A 22,452-nucleotide genomic window follows, 5' to 3' on the forward strand; every position below is an offset into this window, starting at 1 on the left:
GGCAGGATGGACGGGTGACCGACGTTTCCGGCAACGACCGCGCCCGCCGGCGGCCCGTGCCGGCGACCAAGCCCTCCCGGGTGCGCATGTCCGCGACGCAACGGCGCGAGCAGTTGATCGTGATCGCCCGGCAGATCTTCGCCGAGCGTGGCTTCGACGCGACCTCGATCGAGGAGGTGGCGGCGCGCGCGAAGGTCTCCAAGCCGGTGGTCTACGAGCACTTCGGCGGCAAGGAGGGGCTCTACGCGGTGGTGGTGGACCGGGAGGTCCGCTCGCTGCTGGACCGGATCACCACGGCGCTGACCGCGGGTCATCCGAGGGAGCTGCTGGAGCAGGCCGCGCTGACGTTGCTGACCTACATCGAGGAGGAGACCAGCGGCTTCCGGGTGCTGGTCCGCGAATCACCGCTGATGTCCGCGACGGGCAACTTCAGCAGCGTGATGAACGACGTGGCGCACCAGGTGGAGCACATCCTGGCGGGCGAGTTCTCCATCCGGGGCTACGACCCGAAGCTGGCGGAGCTCTACTCGCAGGCACTGGTGGGCATGGTGGCGCTGACCGGCCGCTGGTGGCTGGAGGTGCGCAAGCCGCGCAAGGAGACGGTGGCGGCACACCTGGTGAACCTGGCCTGGAACGGGTTGTCGCACCTGGATTCGCAGCCGGGCCCGATCCGGAGTTGAGCTACGCGCCTGCGGCGGCCGTCCTGGCGGCCTCGATCGCCGAGGTGAAGTCGGGGCCGGCCCCGATCTGGGCGAGCAGCACGTTCGCCGCGTTGTAGCAGTCGAACCTTTCGATTTTTCCGTCACGGAGATACCAGAGGTCGGCCGTCGGCACGTCGATCCGGTTGCCGGTCGGCGGGATCTCACCGACCGAGGTGGGAAACGCGCCGAGGTGTGTGCCCTGAATGCGCAGTGCTACGGCGACCACGTCGCCGAGCGCGTGCACGTCGAGCAGCTCGCGGTGGACGTCGGGAAAGACCCCGGCGAAGCCCGTCAGCGCCTGCGGGATCTGGTCCCCGCGGAAGGTCATCGAGTTGGGCACGTCGTTGAAGGTGCCGTCCTCGGTGAACAGGGCGCGAAAACCGGGCCCGTCGAGGACGTCCCCCTCCGCCAGCCGGTACGCCTCGCGAACGATCTCTTCGTTGCTCTTCATTCTGCCCGTCCTTGATCGTCGTGCCGCCGAGGGGAACAGTTCCCGTCGATGCGTGCTCCACCACGCTAGCAAGTTTTTGACCGTATGGTCAATAACGTAGGCTTGCTCACGTGCCTCGCCCCCGCAAGTTCCTCGAGAGCGATGTCGTGAGCAGCGCCAGCGAGGTGTTCGCCGTGCACGGCCTCGCCGCCGCGACCCTCGACGACCTGGTGCGGGCGACCGGCCTGGGCAAGCAGAGCCTGTACAACGCGTTCGGCGGTAAGCGGGAGCTGTTCCTCCGGGCGCTCTCCGAAGACCGGGAGGAGGCGACGCGCGCCGTCTCGGAAGCACTCGGGCACGAGGGCGCCTCGCCGCTGGAACGAATCCGGGGTCACATGCTCCGCATGGCGATCGAGTTCAGCAGCGGTGATCGACGCGTCTCGCTCACCACACGCGCGCTTGTCGAGTCGACCGGCGAGGACGACGCGCTCTCGACGGTCACCAAGGCGGGCATCGAACAGCTCGCCGGGGTCTACGCGCAGTGCCTGGAACACGCGCGGGAGAACGGGGATCTCCCGGAGGACGCGAACGTGCAGTCGCTGGCGGTCTACTTCGTCGCCGTCACCCGGGGGATGGAGTTGCTCGGCCGCGCCGGTGTCGGCCGTGGCGTTCTCACAGCTGTCGCACTCGACGCGCTTCGCGCGCTCCACGGCCGGCGGTAGTCATCGAGGCCCCTCGGCGACCGGGTGGTAGCGGCGCTGCCGTTCCTCCTCGGCGTGCTCCGGCGTGCCGACCTTGTCGTAGAGGCCGGTGGCGAGCAGGACCAGCCCGAACAGCAGCGACACGATGACGGTCGACATGGAGAAGTTCAGGAAGTTCGCCGGCGTCTGCAGCACCGACATCATCAGGACGCCGGTGACCAGGAAGACCACGCCGGCGGTGAGGTTCATGTAGTGGCCGAGGTTGCCGCGGCGGGAGGCGCCGACCAGCAGGACCGCGCCGAATACCACCGAGACCAGCGAGAAGGCCAGGTTGGTACGCAGCCCGAGCGCCCAGTCTCTGTCCCGGCCGAACAGTCCCTCGCCCCAGGTCTGGAAGACGCCGAAGACGCCGAAGACCAGGATGTAGAGGCCGATGAGCCCGGACAGCACCCGGTAGAGCGGCCGCGCGGGGTGGTTCACCGGGAAGTGCGCCATGATGCCCTCCAGCCCTGTGACTGATTCGGGGCAATTGTCGCCCGGGTCGTCCGCTCACGTCCGGAAAACCCCGAAGGCCCGGCGCGCTGTGCGCCGGGCCTTCGGGGGTACGAGACGGGATCAGAGCACCAGGCGGGCCTTCTGCCAGGCCTCGTGCTCCTCGTCGGAGCCGACCTTGCCGTACATGCCCACCATCAGGAGCACCAGCGACAGGGTCAGGACCACGACGTCGGTCATGATCGAGAAGTTGAAGATGTTGGCGTCGGTCTGCAGGAACGCCAGCGCGGCCAGGCCGATCACCATGAGCGTGTAGGCCAGCCACTGGTTGATCGCCACGTCGAGGTTGCGGCCGATCGCGGTGCCGGCCAGGATCACGACGCCCACCAGCACCGACAGCAGCGAGAACGCCATGTTGGTGCCCTGGCCGAGGACCTTGGTGCCGTCCTGGGCGAGGAAGTCGTTGCCGGCGCTGGCGATGATGCCGAGACCGCCGAAGACGACGAAGTACAGACCAACGAGCCCGCCGATCGCCCGGTAGATCGGCCGCGCGGGGTGGTTGACGGGGGTGTGGGCCATCTCTGCGTCTCCAAAAGACCGAACGGACGAGGGTTCCACCGGTGATTGTCCCGTACGCCGGTCAGTGACGCCGCACACCCCCCACCCCGGCGGCAGGTCAGCCGCCCGGCAGCTCCTCGGCCAGGGCCAGCCAGGTCTCCTCGGTGCGGTCCCGCTCCGCCCGCACCTCCTTGAGCTGGGCGTCCAGCTCGGCGACCCGGGCGTAGTCGGTGGCGTTCGCGGCGAGCTGCTCGTGCAGGCCCGCCTCCTTCTGTTCGAGCTTGGCGATCTGCCGTTCCAGCCGGTTCAGTTCCTTCTTCGCGACGCGTACCTCGGCCGCTGACATGCCCTCGCGCGCCGGCGCCGCCGTGGCCGGGGTGAGGTCGGCGGGCGCCGGGCCGCCGGCCGCGGCGGCGCGCGCCAGGTACTCGTCGACGCCGCCGGGCAGGTGCACCAGCCGGCCGTCACCGAACATGCCGTACGCGACGTCGGTGACCCGCTCGATCAGGTAGCGGTCGTGGCTGGCCACCACGATCGTGCCGGGCCACGAGTCGAGCAGGTCCTCCAGCGCGGCGAGCGTGTCGGTGTCCAGGTCGTTCGTGGGCTCGTCGAGCAGCAGCACGTTGGGTTCCCCGGCGAGCAGCCGCAGCATCTGCAGGCGGCGGCGCTCACCGCCGGACAGGTCGCTGACCGGGGTCCAGAGCCGCTTGTCGTCGAAGCCGAAGATCTCGGCGAGCTGGGCGGCGCTGATCTCCCGGTCGCCGAACTGCACGCGCCGGGCCACCTCCTCGACGGCTTCCAGCACGCGCAGGTGGCCGGGGAGTTCGGCGAGTTCCTGGGAGAGGAAGGCGGGCCGGACGGTCTGCCCGGCGGCGAAGCGCCCGCCGTCGGGGTTCGTCACACCGGCGAGCATCCGCAGCAGTGTGGTCTTGCCGGCGCCGTTGCGGCCGAGGACGGCGACCCGGTCACCGGGCCCGACCTGCCAGGTGGTGTCGTGCAGGATCTCCTTCGGGCCGGCGTGCAGCCGGACGTGTTCGAGGTCGTACACCTGCTTGCCGAGCCGGGCGGTGGCGAGCCGTTGCAGCGACATGGTGTCGCGGGGTTCCGGCACGTCGGCGATGAGCGCGTTCGCCGCGTCGATGCGGAACTTGGGCTTGGAGGTGCGCGCCGGGGCGCCGCGGCGCAGCCAGGCGATCTCCTTGCGGAGCAGGTTCTGCCGGCGGGCCTCGGTGGCGGCGGCCACGCGTTGCCGCTCGACGCGGGCGAGCGTCCACGCGGCGAAGCCGCCCTCGTACGCCCGGACGGTCTGGTCGGCGACCTCCCAGGTGGTGGTGCAAACGGCGTCGAGGAACCAGCGGTCGTGGGTGACCACGACGAGCGCGCCCTTGCGGGTGACCAGGTGCCGGGCCAGCCAGTCGACGCCGCCCACGTCGAGGTGGTTGGTGGGCTCGTCGAGGACGAGCAGGTCGGCGTCGCGGACCAGCAGCGCGGCGAGCGCCACGCGGCGGCGTTCCCCGCCGGACATCGGGCCGACCGGCGTGTCCAGGCCGAGGTGGGGCATGCCGAGGCCGTCGAGGATGGCGCGCACGCCCGCGTCGCCGGCCCACTCGTGCTCGGCGCCCATGCTCTCGCCGAGCCAGGCGGTCCCGAGCACCACGTCCCGCACGGTGAGTTCGGGGGCCAGGTCCAGGCGCTGCGGCAGCCAGGCGACGCGCAGGTCACGGCGGTGGGTGACGCGGCCGTCGTCGGGTTCCTCGGTGCGGGTGAGCAGCCGCAGCAGCGTCGACTTGCCGGCGCCGTTGAGGCCGACCACACCGACCCGGTCGGCGTCGTCGAGGCCGAGCGAGACGTCGGTGAGCAGCGGCCCCGCGGCGCCGTACCCCTTGGACACCCGGTCCAGGTTGACGATGTTGGCCACTGACCCACCCCTCACGACTCAGGCGTCCCGGGGGCCCGGGACGCCTGGGTCAAGGGTACGGGGCGTCAGACCACGCGGGCGCCGGCGACCGGGCCGTGCGCGACACGGGCCTCCCGGCACACCCCGGCGGCGGTGATCTCGGCGGCGATCCGGACCGCGTCGGACTCGCTGGTGGCGAGGAAGACGCAGGTGGGGCCGGAGCCGGAGACGATGCCGGCCAGCGCGCCCGCCGCCTCGCCGGCCTTGAGTGTCTCGGCCAGCGCCGGGCGCATGGTCAGCGCGGCGTCCTGGAGGTCGTTGCCGAGCGTGGCGGCGAGCACCCTCGGGTCGCGCTGGCGCAGCGCGGCGAGCAGCGCGTCGGTGCTGCCCAGCGGCGTGCCGGCGGCGCCGGTGTCGCGCAGCCGGTCCAGTTCCCGGTAGGCGGCCGGGGTGGACAGGCCGCTGTCGGCGATCGCCACCACCCAGTGCCAGGAGGTGGGGCGGGCCAGCACCGGGCTGACCGCCTCGCCCCGGCCGGTGCCGAGCGCGGTGCCGCCGTGGATCAGGAACGGGACGTCGGAGCCGAGGTCGGCGGCGATGCCGGCGAGTTCGTCACGGGACAGCCCGGTGCCCCAGAGCGTGTCGCAGGCGACCAGCGCGGCGGCGGCGTCGGCGCTGCCACCGGCCAGCCCGCCCGCAAGCGGGATCTGCTTGCGCAGGTGCAGCCGGGCGTGCGGGGCGACGCCCGCGTAGCCGGCCAGCGCGTGCGCGGCGCGCAGCGCCAGGTTGGTGTCGTCCAGTGCCAGCTCGCCGGCGCCCTCGCCCTCCATGGTGAGGGTGAGCGTGTCGCCGCGGCGGGCGGTCAGCTCGTCGTAGATGGAGATCGCGTGGTAGACGGTGTTCAGCTCGTGGTAGCCGTCACGCCGCAGCGGTCCGACCCCGAGATGCAGGTTGACCTTGGCGGGCACCCGCACCTTGACCGGGCCGCTGGACCCGCGCCGCTGCCCGTCCTCGTCCTCCGGTCGCCATGCCTCGGTCACCGGGCGGACCCCACCGGACGTGGGCGGATGTCGAGCGGCTTCGGCACTGTCAGCTCCTCGGCGAGGGGTCGGGCAACGGCGCCAGCCTACTGCTCGCCGCCGGGGGCGTCCGGGGCCGACGCGGCGATGGCGGCGAACTGCTCGACGGTCAGCGATTCGCCCCGCGCACCGGGGTCCACGCCGGCGGCGGTGAGCGCGGCGGCGGCCCGGTCTGCGCCGCCCGCCCAGCCGGCCAGGGCGGCCCGCAGCGTCTTGCGGCGCTGCGCGAACGCGGCGTCGACGACGGCGAAGACGGCCCGCCGGGGTACGTCCGGCCGGGGCGGTTCACGCCTGGTGAACGCCACCAGGCCGGAGTCGACGTTGGGCACCGGCCAGAACACGTTCGGCGGGACCTTGCCGGCCGCCCGGGAGCGGGCGTACCAGGCGAGTTTGACCGACGGGATGCCGTACACCTTGGAGCCGGGACCGGCGACGAGCCGGTCGGCTACCTCCTTCTGCACCATCACCAGGCCGTGCCGCAGCGTGGGCAGCTCGGCGAGCAGGTGCAGCACGACCGGCACGGCGACGTTGTAGGGCAGGTTCGCCACCAGCGCTGTCGGCGCCGGGCCGGCCAGGTCGGCGGCGGTGACCCGCAGCGCGTCGGCCGGGTGGACGGTGAGGCGCTCGGCGGCCTCACCGGCGAAGCGCGCGGCGGTCTCCGGCAGCGCGGCGGCCAGCGCCGGGTCGAGTTCGACCGCGTGCACGTGCGCGGCGACCGGGAGCAGGGCGAGCGTGAGCGAGCCGAGCCCGGGGCCGACCTCCAGCGCCACGTCGTCGGGGGTCAGCCCGGCGGTGGTGACGATCCGGCGCACCGTGTTCGGGTCGTGCACGAAGTTCTGGCCGAGCTTCTTGGTCGGCGTGACGCCGAGACGCGCGGCGAGTTCCCGGATCTCCGCCGGGCCGAGGAGACCGGTCACGCCCCGTAGCGTAAGCGCCCCCGCCCGCGGGGAAGGAAGGGCCCCTTCTTAACGCCTCGCGATATGGAGGGGCCCCTTCTTAACGCCACGGGCCGAACGCGCGCTCACCGTTCGTGGAGAGGGCGGCGCAGAGGGCCTCCACGTCGGTGCCGGTGGTCTCGGCGAGGAAGCGGACGGTCAGCGGGATCAGGTACGACGCGTTGGGCCGCCCCCGGTACGGCATCGGGGTCAGGTAGGGCGCGTCGGTCTCCACGAGCATCTGCGCCGGCGGGGTGACGGCTGCGGCCTCGCGCAGCGCGGCGGCGCTGCCGAACGTGACGGTGCCGGCGAAGCTGAGCAGGAAGCCGCGCCGGACGCACTCGCGGGCGAAGTCGGCGTCGCCGGAGAAGCAGTGCATGACCACCGTCTCCGGGGCGCCCTCGTCGTCGACGACGCGCAGCACGTCGGCGTGCGCGTCCCGGTCGTGGATGACGAGCGCCTTGCCGTGCCGCTTGGCGATGGCGATGTGCGCCCGGAAGCTCTCCTCCTGCGCGGCTCGCCCCTCCTCGCCGGTACGGAAGAAGTCCATCCCGGTCTCGCCGACGCCCCGGACCCGGTCCCGGCCGGCGAGCGTCTCGATCTGGCGCAGCGCCTCGTCCAGGTCGGCCAGCCGGGGCGCCTCGTTCGGGTGCAGCGCCACGGTGGCGAGCACCGCCGCGTACCGGTCGGCGACGTCGGCGCTCCACCGGGACGAGTCGACATCCACCCCGACCTGGACGAGCCGGTCCACGCCGGCCCGGGTGGCGACCTCGATCGCGGCGGCCACCGGGTCGTCGCCGGAGCCGCCGGGCGGCGTGCCGAACTCGCCGACGGTGATGTCGAGGTGGGTGTGGCTGTCCGGCACGGGTACGGGCAGCGGCTCGGGGACGGGCGGGAACTCCCCCGCCCGGCGGGCGGCGCGCTGCTTGCGGGTCTCGGTCTGCTCGCTCATCGCGGCCAGCATCACACACCGGCCCGGGGCGGCGTTCCCGGACCGCCACCGGCCGTTCACGTCGCCCACATGTGGCGGGCTTAGCGTCCTGGAGTGACCGTCACCGACCAGGCCGGCGGGCCCGCCTCCGACCGGGCCGGGTTGCGCGTGACGTACGCCGGGCGCGCGCACCCGGCCGAGGAGATCGCCCGGGGCGCGGCGTACGAGTTGTTCAGCGCCGACGAGGCGCCCGGGTTCGAGTGGTGTCCCCGGCCCGGCAACGGCTATCCGTGGCGCCGGTTCGTGCACGCGACAGAGGTCGACGCGGTGCACGGGGGCCCCGGGACGGCCGACGAGACGGACGCGCCGCTGCTGATGCCGGTGCACCGGGACCGGGGGTGGGAGTACGTACACCAGCTCAGCCAGCAGCCGGGCGCGGCGGCCGACCCGACGCTCGCGGCGGTGCGCGCCTCGGCGGTGATCCGGCCCGGTACCCGGATGGTGAAGGTGCTCTCCGCCCGGCAGCTCGCCGGATTCGTGCGGGGCTGGCTGCCGCACGGCTTCTGCTACCGGGAGCACGACGTGGCGCACCTGCGGACGCCGGCCGGGATGACGGTGCTGCGCGGCGACTCCGAGGGCGGCGACGTGGCGTACGCGCTGCGCTGGCGGGCCGCCGACCCGGCCGACTACGACGTGCCGGTGGGTGAGGCGCACCGGGGGCTCATGGCGTTGCCGCCCCGGGACCGGCTCGGGCCGCCGGTGCTCGGCACCGGGTTCGTGCCGAGTAACGGGCAGCTCGTGCCGGAGTTCGTCACCCGGGAGTTCGCCGACCTGCCGATGCCGGCGAACGCCACGCTGCTCGCCTACCCGGCCGAGGGGGTGGAGGTGGTGCTCTACACCTACCAGGCGGAGCAGCGGGGCTGGCTGCGCCTGGCCGGCCCGCAGTGGCGGCACCTGCTCGCGGCGGTGCCCGGTCTGGCCGCCGACCAGGAGTACGTGCCGACCGGCGAGGCGCCGCGCTCGACCCGGCTCGTCGGCACGTACGCGGGTTCGGAGTACGAGGCGGTCGCGGACCAGCCGGGCGGGTTCCGGGTGCTGGCGATGACCCGGGCGGCCCGGTACCCGGTGGACGCGGCGGCCCGCCGGGTACGCACGGCGGCCTGGCGCGGAGCGCAGTGCCTGGTGCTGCGGGAGGAGGGCGGCTGGCTGCGGTTGCGGCTGCGCCGCCCGGATCCGGACGCGGTGGCCGCGACCGGCGCGCAGTGTCTGGAACGCGGCGTGTACGAGGTCTGGGCGCCCGGCGGCGAGCTGACCGACGACCGGGTGGTGGACCTGCCCTATCCGGCCCGGCACGCATAGACGGGTGCGGGTCGGGAAGGCGTGGGCATCCGAGAAACCCGCGCGAGGGGGAATCCCGACATGCCTTTCGTCACCGTCGGTACGGAGAACTCCGCACCCGTCGACCTGTACTACGAGGATCACGGTTCCGGCCAGCCGATCGTGCTGATCCACGGTTTCCCGTTCAACGGGGCGACCTGGGAGAAGGTGAGCGGCAACCTGCTGAACGCCGGATACCGGGTGATCACGTACGACAGGCGTGGATTCGGCAACTCCGCCCAGCCGGCCATGGGCTACGACTACGACACGTTCGCGGCCGACCTGGACGTGCTGATGACGGAGCTGGACCTGCGCAACGCGATCCTGGTCGGACACTCCATGGGCACCGGTGAGGTGACCCGCTACCTGGGGGCGTACGGGTCGGACCGGGTGGACCGGGCGGTGCTGATCTCGCCGTTGGCGCCGTACCTGCTGAAGACCGCCGACGATCCGCAGGGCGTGGAGCAGAGCGTGTTCGACGGCTTCCAGCAGGCCATCCTGGCGGACCGGTTCGCCTACCTGACCGCGTTCTGCGACGCGTTCTTCGATTCCGGCGGGAAGCGGGACCGGGCGGTCAGCAACGAGGCGTACCACGCCCACTGGCAGATCGGCACGCAGGCGTCGGCGAAGGGCACCCACGACTCGGTGGACGCCTGGCTCACCGACTTCCGCCCCGACCTGCCGAACATCGACGTGCCGGTGCTGATCATCCAGGGCACCAAGGACGCGGTGCTGCCGTTCGCCGCGACCGGCCAGCGGCTGGTGGACATGCTGCCCGACGCCCGGCTGGTCACGCTGCCGGACGCGCCGCACGGCCTCCCGTGGACGCACGCCGGCGAGGTCAACGAGGCGGTGCTGGAGTTCATCGGCAAGCCGCGCATGGCCCACGCCTGACCGGCGAGACGGCAGCGGCCCGGGGAACACCCGGGCCGCTGCCGCGCGTGTGCTCAGCCGGCCAGGCGGGCCAGCTCCTCCTCGACGATCGACGGGTCGAGCTTGCGGAACACCGGCTTCGGCGCCGCGAGCGGCCGGCCCACCTCCAGGGGTACGGATTCCCAGCGCGCCCCGACCGTGTAGTCGCCGGTCAGCACCGGGTATGACGGCCCGCCGTCGAGGTCGTCGACCTCCTCGATCACCGGCATCGGGGCGTGCGTGCCGGTGCCGCCGAGCAGCTCGTGGATCTTCTGCGCGGAGTGCGGCAGGAACGGGGTGAGCAGCGTGTTGGCGTCGCTGACCACCTGGAGCGCGACGTGCAGGATGGTGCCCATCCGGGGCTTGTCGTCCTCGCCCTTGAGCTTCCAGGGCGCCTGCTCGGAGAGGTACTTGTTGGCCTCGGCGACGACCTTCATGGCCTCGCCGATTGCCTGCTTCTGCCGGTGCCGCGCGATCAGGTCGCCGACGGTGGCGAAGCCCGCCTTCGCGGTGTCCAGCAGCGCCTGGTCGGCCTCGGTGAGCCCGGCCGGGTCGACCGGCGGGATCGCGCCGAAGTTCTTCGCCGCCATCGACACCGACCGGTTGACCAGGTTGCCCCAGCCGGCGACCAGCTCGTCGTTGTTGCGGCGCAGGAACTCGGCCCAGGTGAAGTCGGTGTCGTTGCTCTCCGGCCCGGCCACCGCGATGAAGTAGCGCAGCGCGTCGGCGTCGTAGCGCTCCAGGAAGTCCCGTACGTAGATGACCACCTTGCGGGAGGAGGAGAACTTCCGGCCCTCCATGGTCAGGTATTCGCTGGAGACGACCTCGGTGGGCAGGTTGAGCCGGCCCAGCTCACCCGGCTCGCCGTCGCGGGCGCCCTCGCCGGAGTAGCCGCCGAGCAGCGCCGGCCAGATCACCGAGTGGAAGACGATGTTGTCCTTGCCCATGAAGTAGTAGGAAAGGGCGTCCTTCCCCTCCGCGTCGGCGGACCACCACTTGCGCCACGCCTCCGGGTCACCGGTGCGGCGGGCCCACTCGATGGAGGCGGACAGGTAGCCGATGACCGCGTCGAACCACACGTAGATCCGCTTGTCCGGGCGGTCGCGCCAGTCGTCGAGCGGGATCGGCACACCCCACTCCAGGTCGCGGGTGATGGCTCGCGGCTGGAGGTCGTCGAGCAGGTTGCGGGAGAACCGCAGCACGTTCGGGCGCCAGCCGTCGCGGGTGTCCAGCCACTGCCGCAGCGCGTCGGCCAGCGCGGGCAGGTCGAGGAAGAAGTGCTCGGTCTCGACGAACTCCGGCGTCTCCCCGTTGATCTTCGACTTGGGGTCGATCAGGTCGATCGGGTCGAGCTGGTTGCCGCAGTTGTCGCACTGGTCGCCGCGCGCGCTGTCGTAGCCGCAGATCGGGCAGGTGCCCTCGATGTAGCGGTCGGGCAGCGTCCGGCCGGTGGAGGGGGAGATCGCCCCGGTGGTGACCTTCGGGACGATGTAGCCGTTGCGGTGCAGGCCGGTGAACAGCTCCTGCACCACCGCGTAGTGGTTGCGCGTGGTGGTACGGGTGAACAGGTCGTACGACAGGCCCAGCGCCCGCAGGTCCTCGGCGATCACCCGGTTGTAGCGGTCGGCCAGCTCGCGCGGGGTGACCCCCTCCGCGTCGGCCTGCACCTGGATCGGGGTGCCGTGTTCGTCGGTGCCGGAGACCATGAGCACGTCGTGACCGGCCATCCGCATGTACCGGGCGAAGACGTCGGAGGGAACGCCGAATCCGGATACGTGGCCGATGTGGCGCGGGCCGTTGGCGTAGGGCCAGGCGACCGCGGCGAGAACGTGACTCATGAGCAGCAAGCCTAGTGATTGACGTGGGTGCGCCGCGAACCAATGGGGTGCGCGCTCCGACCGTACGTCCGATTTGTCGCCGACACGCGGCGTGAGCTGCCCGACAAGCCCGACGTACCGGTGTGAAATGAACATCGTGACCAGCAGACCAGCGGCGCCCGAGCCGTCCGCCGCCGCCACCCGGCGTGCGGCCCGGCCCGCGCCGCCCGGCGGACCCGTCGCCCCGCAGCCACGGCTCGACCCGGCGGACCCGCCGGTGGAGGTGGAGCCGACCACCGGAGCGCCGGTGGACGCGGTGCCGAACCGCGTGCCGGTACGCCAGCCGCGCTGGCAGCGCGCGTCCGCGCCGTCCGGCGGCTGGGCGCCGATCGAGGAGGTGCACTGGGACGGCACGCCGCTGCGCGACGAGCCCCGCCCGCATCCCGCCCGGCACCCGGCGCGACGGGAGCGCGCCCGCCCGGTCGCGCCGCCGAGCCCGCCCGCCGGGCTGGCCGTACTGCTGACGCTGAGCCTTCTCGCCGCGTTCTTCGCCTGGGTGAGCGCCGGGCCGTTCTGGCTGGCGGTGGGTCACTCGACAGGCGGCACCGTGATGATCACGCAGTGCGCGGGCGGCGGGCTCACCCAGCGCTGCCGGGGCATCTTCTCCGCCGACGGCGACCGGTTCCAGGCCCATGGGGTACGGGTCAGCGGCGTACCGGCCGGACGCACCGGCACCGGCAGTTCGCTGCGCGCGCGGATGACCGGGCCGGGCGGGTCCACCGCCTACGCGGACACCGGCGCCGGACGGCACCTGCGCTGGCTGCTGGGGCTGGCCCTGGTGGCCGGCTGTGCCGCCGGCATCGCCAGGTGGACCGGGGCAGCCCGGCTCGCCGACGAACGGCAGCGGCGCTGGGCGGTCGGCCTGGCGCTGGCCGGGCCGGCGTTGATCACGGTCGGGTTCCTGGCCGCCGCCTGGTGAGATGAGGTGTTAGAAGGGGGCCCTTCCTCTACCGCAGGCGTTAACAGGGGGCCCTTCCTTTCACTGGTGCACGACGGCGTACACCTCGCGCCGCCGCAGCCCGTACGCGGTGGCGACCTCGGTGATCGCGTCCCGGCGGGACAGCCCGGCCGCCTCGCGCTCGGCCACCGCCGCGCGCAGCGTCTCGTCGTCCGGCCGGACCGCCGGCGTGGCCGGGGCGCCCGCCACGACGAGCGTGATCTCGCCGCGCGGGTCGCCCTCGGCGGCCCACTCGGCCAGCTCGCCGAGCGGCCGGCGGACCACCTCCTCGTACGTCTTTGTCAGCTCGCGGCACAGCGCGGCGGGCCGGTCCGGGCCGAACGCCTCGGCCAGGTCGGCGAGCGCGCCGGAGATGCGGTGCGGCGCCTCGAAGAACACGAGCGTGCGGTCCTCGGCGGCGAGCGCGCGCAGCCGGGAACGGCGGGCGCCGGGGGTACGCGGCAGGAAGCCCTCGAAGCAGAACCTGTCGCAGGGCAGCCCGGAGAGCGCCAGCGCGGTGGTGACAGCGCTCGGCCCGGGCGCGGCGGTGACCGGCACGCCGGCGTCCAGCGCGGCCCGGACCAGGCGGTAGCCGGGATCGGAGACGCTCGGCATGCCGCCGTCGGTGACCAGCGCGACCGTGTAGCCGGCGGCGAGCACCTCGGCCAGTTCGGGCGTACGCCGCTCCTCGTTGCCCTCGAAGTACGAGACGATCCGGCCGGGCACCGTCACGTCCAGGTCGCGGGCCAGCCGGGTGAGCCGCCGGGTGTCCTCGGCGGCGACCACGTCGGCGGCGGCCAGCACCTCGCGGAACCGGGCGGACGCGTCGGCCGGGTTGCCGAGCGGCGCGCCGAGCAACACGAGCCGTCCTACCTCGGACATTTCCCCCACGACGTGCGCTCCCTCATCGATGGTCGTACCAATTTCGGAGACGATGGACGCCACCGGGCACCCTCGCAGCCTACGATCGCCGGGTGACGAGTGCGTCGACAGCACAGAGCGCGAATCCGGACCCTTCCACCACCGACCGGGACGACGGCGCCGGGGGCGGGATCCCCGCCGCCGTGCGGCGCCGGCTCGCCACCGTCGACGACCGCATCGGCCGGGGTCAGGCGTGGCTGGCGACAGGCGTGGTGGTGGCCATCGCGGCGATCCTGCGCTTCGTGGGGCTCAGTTTCCCGCCCGGCAAGATCTTCGACGAGACCTACTACGCCAAGGACGCGTACGGGCTGATCGACCGCGGCTTCGAGTGGAACTACAAGGACAACGGCCCCTCGTACGTGGTTCATCCGCCGCTGGGCAAGTGGATGATCGGCATCGGCGAGTGGGCCTTCGGCTACCAGGACGCGGACAGCGGCGTCTCGGTTCCGGGGCACCTGCTGACCACCTCGCCGGAGTTCGGCTGGCGGTTCGGCGCGGCGGTGGCCGGCACGCTGTCGGTGCTGCTGCTGGTCCGCATCGGGCGGCGGATGTTCCGTTCCACGGTGCTCGGCTGCGCGGCGGGCCTGCTGCTCGCGCTCGACGGCTTCCACCTGGTGCTGTCCCGCACAGCCATCCTCGACATCTTCCTGCTGCTGTTCGTGCTCGCCGCGTTCGGCGCGCTGGTGCTCGACCGCGACGCCCGGCGGCGGCGCTGGGCCCGGGCGCTGGAGGGCGGGCTCGACCCGACACAGCCGGGCCGGGCCGGCCGGCCGCCTTCGGGCTGGCGGAACTGGCCGTGGTGGCGGCTGGCGGCCGGGGTGCTGCTCGGCTGCGCCTGCTCGGTCAAGTGGAGCGCGCTCTACTTCGTTCCGGCGTTCGCGTTGCTGGTGCTGCTCTGGGAGGTGGGGGTACGCCGCTCGTCCGGGGTACGCCGGCCCTGGCGCGACGCCGTGCTCGACGAGCTGCCGTGGCTGGCCGCCGCGGGCGTGCTGATGCTCGTGACCTACGTGGCGACGTGGTCGGGCTGGCTGCTCGGCCAGGACGGCTACTACCGCCTGGCGGAGCGCTACCCGAACAACCCGGAGCTGAGCGACACCCCGTTCGTCGGCGCGCTGGTCAACCTGTGGGAATACCACAAGGCCGCGTACGGCTTCCACACCCAGCTCGACGACCCGCACAAGTACCAGTCCTGGCCCTGGCAGTGGCTGCTGCTCGGCCGACCGGTGGCGTTCCACTGGTCCGGGGACGGCAGTTGCGGCGCACCGAGCTGCGCCTCGGAGGTGCTGCTGTTGGGCACGCCGTTGCTGTGGTGGTCGTTCCTGCCGGCGCTGGCCGCGACCGCCTGGCTCGGCCTGGCCCGGCGGGACTGGCGTGCGGGCGCGATCCTGCTCAGCGTCGCCGCCGGCCTGCTGCCCTGGTTCTGGTTCGCCCTCGACGGGCGGACGATGTTCTCCTTCTACGCCGCCCCGGCGGTGCCGTTCCTGGTGCTCGCCGTGGTCTACGTGCTCGGCGCGATCGCCACCCCGGCGCCGGTCACCGGCACGGCCGCGCCACCGGATCCGCAGCAGGCGCACGACCGGCGGCTGGTGGGCGGGATCATCGCGGGCGCGTACGTGTTGCTCGTGGCGCTCTGTTTCGCCTACTTCTACCCGATCTTCGTGGGCCGGGTGCTGCCGTACGCGGACTGGTCGGCCCGGATGTGGCTGGACGGCCGCTGGATCTGACGCGGGGGCGGCGGGCGCACAGAAAAGCGCGCCCCGATCGCCTGCCACGGGGGAAGCGGGCGATTGGGGCGCGCAAGACAGAGCTTAGCCACACTCCGGCGACGGCACAACGGGTGCGGGGCGGTCAGATTTCCGACGAGTGCACCACCGGCCGAAAGGGTTACATGGTGCAGCTGACGGTGGGTCCCCGCGAGCGGGCGTGACGGTCCGCCGGGGGCCGGGAAGCGGCCCCGCCGGGCACCTCCGACCCGAATGATCTTCCAAAGTGGATCTCACTACACTTCGCCCGGTGATCAACAAGAGACGATCGACGGCTGTCCTCATCGGACTGCTGGCGGCGGCCGCGCTGATCGGGCCGAGCCCCGCCGGGGCCGACGACGAGACCACCGAACCCGTCGCCGAACCACCGAAGGTCGAGCTGGTCCTGGACGTCAGCGGGTCGATGCGGGCCCGCGACATCGACGGGCGCAGCCGGATCTCCGTCGCGCAGCAGGCGTTCAACGAGGTGGTCGACGCCCTGCCGGACGAGACACAGCTCGGCATCCGGGTGCTCGGCGCCACCTACCGCGGCAAGGACAAGAAGCAGGGCTGCCTGGACACCCAGCAGATCGTGCCGGTCGGCCCGGTGGACCGTACCCAGGCCAAGGCCGCGGTCGCCGGCTTGCGTCCGACCGGTTTCACACCAGTCGGACTGGCGCTGCGCTCCGCCGCGCAGGACCTGGGCACCGGCAGCACCGCCCGCCGGATCGTGCTGATCACCGACGGCGAGGACACCTGCGCCCCGCCGGACCCGTGCGAGGTGGCCCGCGAACTGGCCGCCCAGGGCACCCGGCTGGTGGTCGACACGCTCGGCCTGGCGCCGGACGAGAAGGTACGCAAGCAGTTGCTCTGCATCGCCGGCGCGACCGGGGGCACCTACACGGCCGCGCAGAGCGCCGACGAGCTGACCGGCCGGATCAAGCAGCTCGTCGACCGGGCCCGGGACACGTACACCGCCGCCCCGGCGGTGGTGGGTGGCGGCACGGCCTGCGAGGGTGCCCCGCTGCTCGCGCCCGGCGTCTACAGCGACCGGGAGGCGTTCTCCGAGCACCGCTGGTACCGGGTGCCGGTGCGTCAGGGGCAGGAGCTGCGCGCCTCGGTGAGCGTCGCGCTGGACCGGCCGGTCAACCCGGACTACGGCGTGCTGCTCCGCGCCACCGCGCCGGACGGGCGGGAACTCGTCCGGGGTGTCGACGCCGGCAGCGGCCGTACCGACGTGGTCTCCGCCGGGCTGCGCTGGTCGGCCGCCGAGGAGGAGGACGGCCCGAGCGCCGAGCCGACGCCCGGCGCGGAGCAGGCCGTACGGACCGTCTGCCTGGTGGTCAGCAACTCGTTCGCGGCCAAGCCCGGCACCCAGGCCCGGCCCGGCATGCCGGTGGAGCTGACCATCGACGTGGTGGCCGCCTCCCCCGCGCCGGACGGGCCGGACCTCGGCCGCGGCTGGGTGCTGCTGCTCCTGCTCACGCTGGCCGGACTGCTCACCGGGCTGGTCGCCGGGCTGCTCACCCGCTGGTGGGTGCACACGTGGAGGACGAACTGAGTATGCGTACGCTGATCCGCGCCGCGGCGGCCACGACCGCCGCCGGCCTCGCCCTCACCCCGGCGGCGGCCCTGGCCGCGCCCAGCCCGTCACCGGGCGCGACCACTGTGACGAAGGCCGGCACCTCGTTCCTCACCGCCACGACCGTCACCGCCGGCCAGCCGGTGCGGGTGGGCGCGTCGACCGGCGACCACCTGTACTGGTCGTTCCGCGCCGACGCCGGGCAGGTGCACGAGATCACCGCCACCGTCACGTTCCCGAAGCCGCGTAGCGGCGGTTCCACCTGGACCGTGGACGTCTTCGACGGGCTGCGCCGCCGGCAGGCGTGCACCGCGGGCGCGCAGACCCCCACCGCCGGCGCGTCGGCGACGAGTGTCGCGCTGGGCTGCACGCTGCGCCGGGTACGGCCGTGGGCCGAACCCTGGTCGGGCGACCCGCTGCCCGGCACCTACTACGTCCGGCTCTCCGTCACCGAGCTACCCGAACCCGACCTCGGTCTGCCGATCGAGGTGGAGATGCTCGTCGGCGCGACCGACGAGGGCGGCGCGTCGGGCGACGACGGCGAGCTGGCCGCGCCGCTGGTGCCGAACACCAGGGCCGGCACGGTGCTGGCCGCCGAACCGACGCCCGAGGCGGTGGCCGACGACGAGGACCTCGACCTGACCGGCTGGCTCCCGGACGCGGGATCGCGCTGGGTGTGGACGAGCGTGGGCGGCGTCCTCGCCGCCGTGGCCGGCGTGGTCGGCTTCGGCCTCACCCGGCGGCCCCGCCGCCCGTGAGGACCGCGACCCCTCAGGACCGCGACCCCTGAGACCGCGGCCGGTGGCCGCCGCGAACCCGACGCGGCGGCCACCGGCCGCGCTCACGCCTCAGCGGTACGCGGGCCGCGCGGCACCCAGCCGATGAACCGGTGCTGGAGCGCGGTGACCGGAACGGAGCGCAGATCCTGCGTCGCCGCGGCCAGGCAGGATCCGAGATAGACGCTCAGCGACGCCCGGTCCACCTGGTACTCGCGCAGCAGGTGGTGACGTTTCGTGGCGCAGGGCCAGTCGTCACCGCACGAGCCGCAGGTCCAGCCGGGGGTCACCGGCACGTGCTCGCCGTCGGCACTCCCCGAAGTCTCCGCGCCAGGCGTCATCGGCCGCTCCTTCCGAGTCAGGAATGGTGGTGATGGACCGCTTACCTCCCCGCAACGCTCCTTCAGCGCCGAGGCACGCCCAAGCGTTACGGTACGTTCACCGCGTGTCCCCGTCATCCACCTCCCGTGCGTGATCTGCTTCCGGCCGAGGTCGCCGTGGCGGTGGCCGGCCCCGCCGACTGGTCCGGTGACCTGCTCCCGGCCGAACTTGCCACGCTGGGCGAGCGTGTGGTGCCGGGCCGCCGCCGCGACTTCACCGCCGGGCGGGTCTGCGCCCGGCGGGCGCTCGCCGCGCTCGGCCTGACCGCCACGCCGGTGCCCGCCGGCGCCGACCGGGCCCCGATCTGGCCGTCCGGCGTCGTCGGCGCGATCACCCACACCCGCGACTACTGCGCGGCCGCCGTCGCCCGGGCCGCCGACGTGCGCGCCGTCGGCATCGACGCGGAACGGCACCGGCCCCTGCCCCCGGGGGTACGCCGGAAGGTGTGCCGCCCCGACGAGGAGGTGGAGCTGGCCCGGCTGCCGGCCGGCACGCCCTGGCCGACGGTGGTGTTCAGCGCGAAGGAGACCGTCTACAAGGTCTGGCACCCGCTCGTCGGGACGTGGCTGGGCTTCGCCGACGCACGGGTCGTCCTCGATCCGGCGACCGGCACGTTCCACGCCGAGATCGCGCCGGCCCGGCTCGCCGCCGCACCGGTGCCCGATCCGCCGTCAGCGGTGACCGGCCGGTTCACCATGGACGACGACCTGGTCCGTACCGCGGCCGTCCTGCCACATCGATGACGCCCTGTCGGCCGGTTTGCGTCCGGCCTATACCGTCGACCCGACTGGACACCCCGAAGGCGCCCCAAGGAGCACGGTGAGCCACCCTGAGCCTCCGTCCGGGTCACCGGACCCGAACCAGCAGCCGCCGGAACCGCCGACGCAGGCGTTCCCTCCCGCCCCGATGCCGCCGGCGCCGGACAGCCCGTACGCGCCGCCGCCCGCTCCGGCCTATCCCCCGCCGCCCTCGGACGCGCCGCAGCCGCCCATGTCGGGTCCCCCGCAGCCGCCCGTCTCCGGGGCGCCCCATCCGCCGCAGCCGGGTCCGGGCGCGCAGTACCCGCCCGCGCCCGCCCCCGGCGAGGCGTACCCACCGGCACCGCCGACATCGGACGCGCCCCATCCGCCGCCGGGCGGGGCGCACCAGCCGCCGGGGTTCGAGTACCAGCCCTCGGGCGGCGAGTACCAGGCTCCGGGTGGGGCGTACCAGCAGCCGGGCGGGTATCCGCCCCCGGGCGGATACCCGCCGCCGGGCGGCGGGGCGTATCCGCCGCCCGGGCAGCCGTTCGGGCCGCCGGCGAAGAAGTCGAACAGGAACGTCTGGATCACGGTCGGCGTCATCGCGGTGATCCTCGTGCTGCTGTGCTGCGGCGGCGGCCTCTTCGCCATCTACAGTGGGGCGAAGAACGACCGGGAGGCCGCCGCCCCGCCGCCCACGCCAGACATCACCTACGGACAGCCGACGGCAAGCCCTCCGACCGGTGGCACCCCGACGGACGCTCCCACCGGCACGCCGCAACCGGGCACCACCGGCGGCGTCGCGTCCAACATGCCGGCCGGCGCCAGGCTGACCGTCAACGACGCCGAGGGCAGCATCGCGATCACCGTCGGCAACTTCCGGACCCGGGACGCCGCGTGCAGCGAGGTCATGCCCGGCCCGAAGAACGGCATGTTCCTGATCGCCGACGTGACCGCCGAGATCACCAAGGGCACCGGCTCGATCAACCCGTTCTACTTCACCTGGGTCGCCGCGGACGGCACCGAGGAGAACGGCGTCGCCGGCGCCTTCTCCGGCTGCGGCAAGCTGATGCCCGCGGGCGTCAACCTGCCCGCGGGTTCCAAGCGCAGCGGGCAGCTCATCTTCGACGTGAAGGACCGCGACGGCGTCGTCGAGTACAAGCACCGCTTCCGTACCGCCGGATCCTGGAAGCCTTGACCCGGGGCGGAACCCCCCACGAGGGCCGGTCCACAGCGGACCGGCCCTCGTGCCCGTTCGGGCGGCGACAGTAGCCGTCCGGGCATTTCCATGTGCGCATGACGGCTCGCGGTCGCCAGGCTCGGTGCATGGCGAACGAGACGACGATCCCGCTGTTGCCCTGCCGCTCCCTGGACGACGTGGCGCCCTTCTACCAGGCCCTCGGCTTCGAGGTGACGTACCGGCAGGAGCGCCCGAACCCGTACCTGACACTGCGCCGGGAGGATCTCCACCTGCACTTCTTCGGGATGGCCGGGTTCGATCCGGCCGACTCGTACGGTTCCTGCCTGGTGGTGGTGGACGACCTGGTCGCCATCCACGGCGCCTTCGCCGACGGCCTGCGCGCCGCGTACGGCAAGGTGCTCGTCGCAGGCGTACCCCGGATGACCCGGCCCCGGCCCCGCCGCAACCAGGAGGGGCATTCCGGGTTCAGCATCGTCGACCCGGGCGGCAACTGGATCCGGTTCGTCGGCCGGGCCACCCAGGCGGAGACCGGCGATCGGGGCGGGCTCGCCCGCACGCTGGGCAACGCCGTGGTGCAGGGCGACTCGCGCGGGAACCCCGGGCAGGCCGCGCGGATCCTCGACGGCGCGCTCGCCCGCCCGGACGCCGCCGACGACCCGGCCGTCCACGTGGAGGCGCTTGTCTACCGCGCCGAGCTGGCGCTGCAACTCGGGGAGCCGGAGGCCGCCCGGGAACTGGTGGGGAAGGCCCGGTCGGTCCCGCTGGACGACGAGTCGCGTGCCCGGCTGGCCGGCACGCTGCGGCACGCCGAGGACCTGCTCAAGGCCCTGCCGCACGGGTAGCCGCCGGGCCGGGTCGACGACCGGCGAGCCGGGCGGTGTCGGGGGTGGTTCCTATCCTGGGGCGATGGTTCTCACCGATGTCGCCGGCTCCTGGGCCGGCACCAACGGCTTCCGGCTGATGCCCGCCGACCCGCTCGCCGAGTCGCCGGCCACCGTCTCCGTCGCGACCGCCGCCGGTGGTCACCTGACCACTGTGGCGTACTCGTGGGCCCACCCCGACGACGGGCCGCAGGACGGCCTGCTGGTGATCGCGGCCGGCGACCGGCCGGGCGCGCTCGTCGCCTGGTGGGGCGACTCCTGGCACCAGCAGCCGTCCCCGATGACGCTCACCGGCACAGCGGCCGGGGCGCCTGCTGTCGAGTTGACCGCCGGGTACGCCGACGGCTGGGAGTGGCGAATCGTCCTCGACTCCTCCGACCCGGCCACGCTGCGGCTGCGGATGGAGAACGTGGTCCCCGCCGACCAGGCCGGGCCCGGCACACCGGCCGGGCCCTACCCGGTGATGGTCACCGAGGCACACCGGGCCTGAGCCCGGTCAGGCGTCGAGGATCTCCCGCAGCCGGCGTGCGAACGCCTCCGGCTGCCCGGCGTGGCCCATCCCCTCGCCGAGGAACCCGCCGTGGTGGCTCGGGAAGACGGCGGGCTGCCCGCCGAGCAGCTCGGCGGTGGCCACCGACGTCCGCGCGGTGATCGTCTCCGCCGACTCCTCGCCCACCGCGATCACCACCCGGGTCGGCGCGGCGCGCAGCGCGTCGGCGTCCGGCCGGAAGACGGTGACCGCCGCGGACCGGTCGGACAGCAGCGGGTCGTCCCGGCTGCCGTCGTCCTCGGCCGGCATCCCGAACGCGGCGGGGTCCGGCGCGGGCTGGGCGAAGTAGTCGTCTGTGAACTCGCCCCGCCACGACGTCATGACGATGAACGCCGCCATGCCGGCGCCCCAGCCGTTCCTCCGGTACGCCTCCTGGCAGGCGGCCATGGCCCGTCCGGCCGCCTCGGCGTCCGGGAGCAGGGCGACCAGCGGCGGCTCGTGCGCCACGAGCGTGGCCACCACGTTCGGGTACGCGGCCACCAGGGCGAGCGCCGTCACCGCGCCGCCGCTGCTGGCGAACATGTCGACCGGGCCCGCGCCGAGGGCGTCGACGATGTCGCGGACGTCCCGGGCCTGCACCTCGGGCAGCGAGTCGGTCCGGCCGTCCTTGCGGACGCTGCGGCCGAGCCCGCGCGGGTCGTACGTGATGACCGTGCGGTCCGGGAAGTACGACGCGAGCGTGGTGAAGCCGTCGGCGCACATCGGCTGGCCGATCATGAAAAGGGGACGGTGCCCGGTCCCGGCCGCGGTCGGAGCGTGGACGTCGTAGACCAGGTCGACCTCGGGCGTCTGGAGAGTGAGCGTCTTCATGCCTCTGTCGACCGGCGCCGGCCCCGGAAATCATCGGTCCG

The 22,452-nt window shown here is 73.4% G+C and carries 24 protein-coding genes; 12 read left to right on the forward strand and 12 right to left on the reverse strand.

The window, feature by feature from the left end:
* The first annotated feature begins 14 nt into the window (after window positions 1-14).
* Window positions 15-680: a TetR/AcrR family transcriptional regulator gene (locus AB0B20_RS22445; RefSeq protein WP_357381409.1), complete on the forward strand. Its 666-nt coding sequence runs from the start codon at window positions 15-17 to the stop codon at window positions 678-680.
* A gap of 1 nt (window position 681) precedes the next feature.
* On the opposite strand, the gene AB0B20_RS22450 is transcribed toward AB0B20_RS22445, so the two are convergent.
* Window positions 682-1,152 carry a nuclear transport factor 2 family protein gene (locus AB0B20_RS22450; protein ID WP_357473067.1) on the reverse strand — a complete coding sequence of 157 codons (471 nt, stop codon included), beginning with the start codon at window positions 1,150-1,152 and terminating at the stop codon, window positions 682-684.
* Between the two features lie 146 nt (window positions 1,153-1,298).
* Here AB0B20_RS22450 and AB0B20_RS22455 point away from each other — a divergent pair, with 146 nt between their 5' ends.
* The gene (locus AB0B20_RS22455; protein WP_357381405.1) at window positions 1,299-1,853 is read left to right on the forward strand and encodes a TetR/AcrR family transcriptional regulator; all 555 of its coding nucleotides are present in this window, start codon (window positions 1,299-1,301) and stop codon (window positions 1,851-1,853) included.
* Here AB0B20_RS22455 and AB0B20_RS22460 read toward each other — a convergent pair whose 3' ends face one another.
* The 6 genes from AB0B20_RS22460 to AB0B20_RS22485 form a co-directional block, all read right to left on the reverse strand.
* Complete coding sequence (locus AB0B20_RS22460; protein ID WP_357473070.1) at window positions 1,854-2,327, reverse strand: DUF4383 domain-containing protein; 474 nt, start codon at window positions 2,325-2,327, stop codon at window positions 1,854-1,856.
* A gap of 120 nt (window positions 2,328-2,447) precedes the next feature.
* Complete coding sequence (locus AB0B20_RS22465) at window positions 2,448-2,903, reverse strand: DUF4383 domain-containing protein (protein ID WP_357473074.1); 456 nt, start codon at window positions 2,901-2,903, stop codon at window positions 2,448-2,450.
* A 97-nt stretch (window positions 2,904-3,000) separates the two neighbouring features.
* Window positions 3,001-4,800 (reverse strand): ABC-F family ATP-binding cassette domain-containing protein, encoded by a 1,800-nt coding sequence (locus AB0B20_RS22470; protein WP_357473076.1) that lies wholly within the window; start codon window positions 4,798-4,800, stop codon window positions 3,001-3,003.
* 65 nt (window positions 4,801-4,865) lie between these two features.
* Window positions 4,866-5,819 carry a 4-(cytidine 5'-diphospho)-2-C-methyl-D-erythritol kinase gene (locus AB0B20_RS22475; RefSeq protein WP_357473079.1) on the reverse strand — a complete coding sequence of 318 codons (954 nt, stop codon included), beginning with the start codon at window positions 5,817-5,819 and terminating at the stop codon, window positions 4,866-4,868.
* 86 nt (window positions 5,820-5,905) lie between these two features.
* A complete protein-coding gene (gene rsmA, locus AB0B20_RS22480) occupies window positions 5,906-6,775 on the reverse strand; it encodes a 16S rRNA (adenine(1518)-N(6)/adenine(1519)-N(6))-dimethyltransferase RsmA (protein ID WP_357473082.1) in 870 nt (289 codons plus the stop codon).
* 79 nt (window positions 6,776-6,854) lie between these two features.
* The gene (locus AB0B20_RS22485) at window positions 6,855-7,757 is read right to left on the reverse strand and encodes a TatD family hydrolase (RefSeq protein WP_357473085.1); all 903 of its coding nucleotides are present in this window, start codon (window positions 7,755-7,757) and stop codon (window positions 6,855-6,857) included.
* Between the two features lie 81 nt (window positions 7,758-7,838).
* Between AB0B20_RS22485 and AB0B20_RS22490 the strand changes: the two genes are divergently transcribed.
* Both AB0B20_RS22490 and AB0B20_RS22495 read left to right on the forward strand, forming a co-directional pair.
* Window positions 7,839-9,083, forward strand: coding sequence for a hypothetical protein (locus AB0B20_RS22490; RefSeq protein ID WP_357473088.1), 1,245 nt, complete (start codon window positions 7,839-7,841; stop codon window positions 9,081-9,083).
* Between the two features lie 60 nt (window positions 9,084-9,143).
* Window positions 9,144-9,995 (forward strand): alpha/beta hydrolase, encoded by an 852-nt coding sequence (locus AB0B20_RS22495; protein ID WP_357473091.1) that lies wholly within the window; start codon window positions 9,144-9,146, stop codon window positions 9,993-9,995.
* A 53-nt stretch (window positions 9,996-10,048) separates the two neighbouring features.
* Here AB0B20_RS22495 and metG read toward each other — a convergent pair whose 3' ends face one another.
* Window positions 10,049-11,851, reverse strand: a complete 1,803-nt coding sequence (gene metG, locus AB0B20_RS22500) for a methionine--tRNA ligase (protein WP_357381389.1) — start codon at window positions 11,849-11,851, stop codon at window positions 10,049-10,051.
* 127 nt (window positions 11,852-11,978) lie between these two features.
* Here metG and AB0B20_RS22505 point away from each other — a divergent pair, with 127 nt between their 5' ends.
* Window positions 11,979-12,809 (forward strand): hypothetical protein, encoded by an 831-nt coding sequence (locus tag AB0B20_RS22505; protein WP_357473094.1) that lies wholly within the window; start codon window positions 11,979-11,981, stop codon window positions 12,807-12,809.
* 60 nt (window positions 12,810-12,869) lie between these two features.
* On the opposite strand, the gene rsmI is transcribed toward AB0B20_RS22505, so the two are convergent.
* Window positions 12,870-13,718, reverse strand: coding sequence for a 16S rRNA (cytidine(1402)-2'-O)-methyltransferase (gene rsmI, locus AB0B20_RS22510; RefSeq protein ID WP_357473097.1), 849 nt, complete (start codon window positions 13,716-13,718; stop codon window positions 12,870-12,872).
* Between the two features lie 83 nt (window positions 13,719-13,801).
* Between rsmI and AB0B20_RS22515 the strand changes: the two genes are divergently transcribed.
* The 3 genes from AB0B20_RS22515 (at window position 13,802) to AB0B20_RS22525 (ending at window position 17,830) form a co-directional block, all read left to right on the forward strand.
* Window positions 13,802-15,472 (forward strand): phospholipid carrier-dependent glycosyltransferase, encoded by a 1,671-nt coding sequence (locus AB0B20_RS22515; RefSeq protein WP_357473099.1) that lies wholly within the window; start codon window positions 13,802-13,804, stop codon window positions 15,470-15,472.
* A gap of 289 nt (window positions 15,473-15,761) precedes the next feature.
* On the forward strand, window positions 15,762-17,051 hold the full coding sequence (locus AB0B20_RS22520; protein ID WP_357381381.1) for a VWA domain-containing protein: 1,290 nt from the start codon (window positions 15,762-15,764) through the stop codon (window positions 17,049-17,051).
* A 2-nt stretch (window positions 17,052-17,053) separates the two neighbouring features.
* Window positions 17,054-17,830, forward strand: a complete 777-nt coding sequence (locus tag AB0B20_RS22525; RefSeq protein ID WP_357381790.1) for a peptidase — start codon at window positions 17,054-17,056, stop codon at window positions 17,828-17,830.
* 83 nt (window positions 17,831-17,913) lie between these two features.
* On the opposite strand, the gene AB0B20_RS22530 is transcribed toward AB0B20_RS22525, so the two are convergent.
* Window positions 17,914-18,189 (reverse strand): hypothetical protein, encoded by a 276-nt coding sequence (locus AB0B20_RS22530; RefSeq protein ID WP_357381379.1) that lies wholly within the window; start codon window positions 18,187-18,189, stop codon window positions 17,914-17,916.
* 126 nt (window positions 18,190-18,315) lie between these two features.
* Between AB0B20_RS22530 and AB0B20_RS22535 the strand changes: the two genes are divergently transcribed.
* Window positions 18,316-18,972: a 4'-phosphopantetheinyl transferase superfamily protein gene (locus AB0B20_RS22535; RefSeq protein WP_357473102.1), complete on the forward strand. Its 657-nt coding sequence runs from the start codon at window positions 18,316-18,318 to the stop codon at window positions 18,970-18,972.
* Between the two features lie 210 nt (window positions 18,973-19,182).
* On the opposite strand, the gene AB0B20_RS22540 is transcribed toward AB0B20_RS22535, so the two are convergent.
* Entirely contained in the window at window positions 19,183-19,572 is a 390-nt protein-coding gene (locus AB0B20_RS22540) for a hypothetical protein (protein WP_357473105.1), read from the reverse strand.
* Window positions 19,573-19,576: 4 nt separating this feature from the next.
* Between AB0B20_RS22540 and AB0B20_RS22545 the strand changes: the two genes are divergently transcribed.
* From AB0B20_RS22545 to AB0B20_RS22555, 3 genes are all read left to right on the forward strand, one after another.
* Window positions 19,577-20,167: a hypothetical protein gene (locus tag AB0B20_RS22545; protein ID WP_357473108.1), complete on the forward strand. Its 591-nt coding sequence runs from the start codon at window positions 19,577-19,579 to the stop codon at window positions 20,165-20,167.
* A 128-nt stretch (window positions 20,168-20,295) separates the two neighbouring features.
* Complete coding sequence (locus tag AB0B20_RS22550; protein ID WP_357473111.1) at window positions 20,296-21,012, forward strand: VOC family protein; 717 nt, start codon at window positions 20,296-20,298, stop codon at window positions 21,010-21,012.
* Between the two features lie 64 nt (window positions 21,013-21,076).
* Window positions 21,077-21,541, forward strand: a complete 465-nt coding sequence (locus tag AB0B20_RS22555) for a hypothetical protein (RefSeq protein WP_357473113.1) — start codon at window positions 21,077-21,079, stop codon at window positions 21,539-21,541.
* A gap of 6 nt (window positions 21,542-21,547) precedes the next feature.
* Here the strand turns inward: AB0B20_RS22555 and AB0B20_RS22560 are convergent, their stop codons facing one another.
* Window positions 21,548-22,411 (reverse strand): alpha/beta hydrolase, encoded by an 864-nt coding sequence (locus tag AB0B20_RS22560; protein ID WP_357473116.1) that lies wholly within the window; start codon window positions 22,409-22,411, stop codon window positions 21,548-21,550.
* Window positions 22,412-22,452 lie beyond the last annotated feature (41 nt).

The sequence above is a fragment of the Micromonospora sp. NPDC049151 genome (genome assembly GCF_040648395.1).
In the GTDB taxonomy this organism is placed as follows: Bacteria; Actinomycetota; Actinomycetes; order Mycobacteriales; family Micromonosporaceae; genus Micromonospora.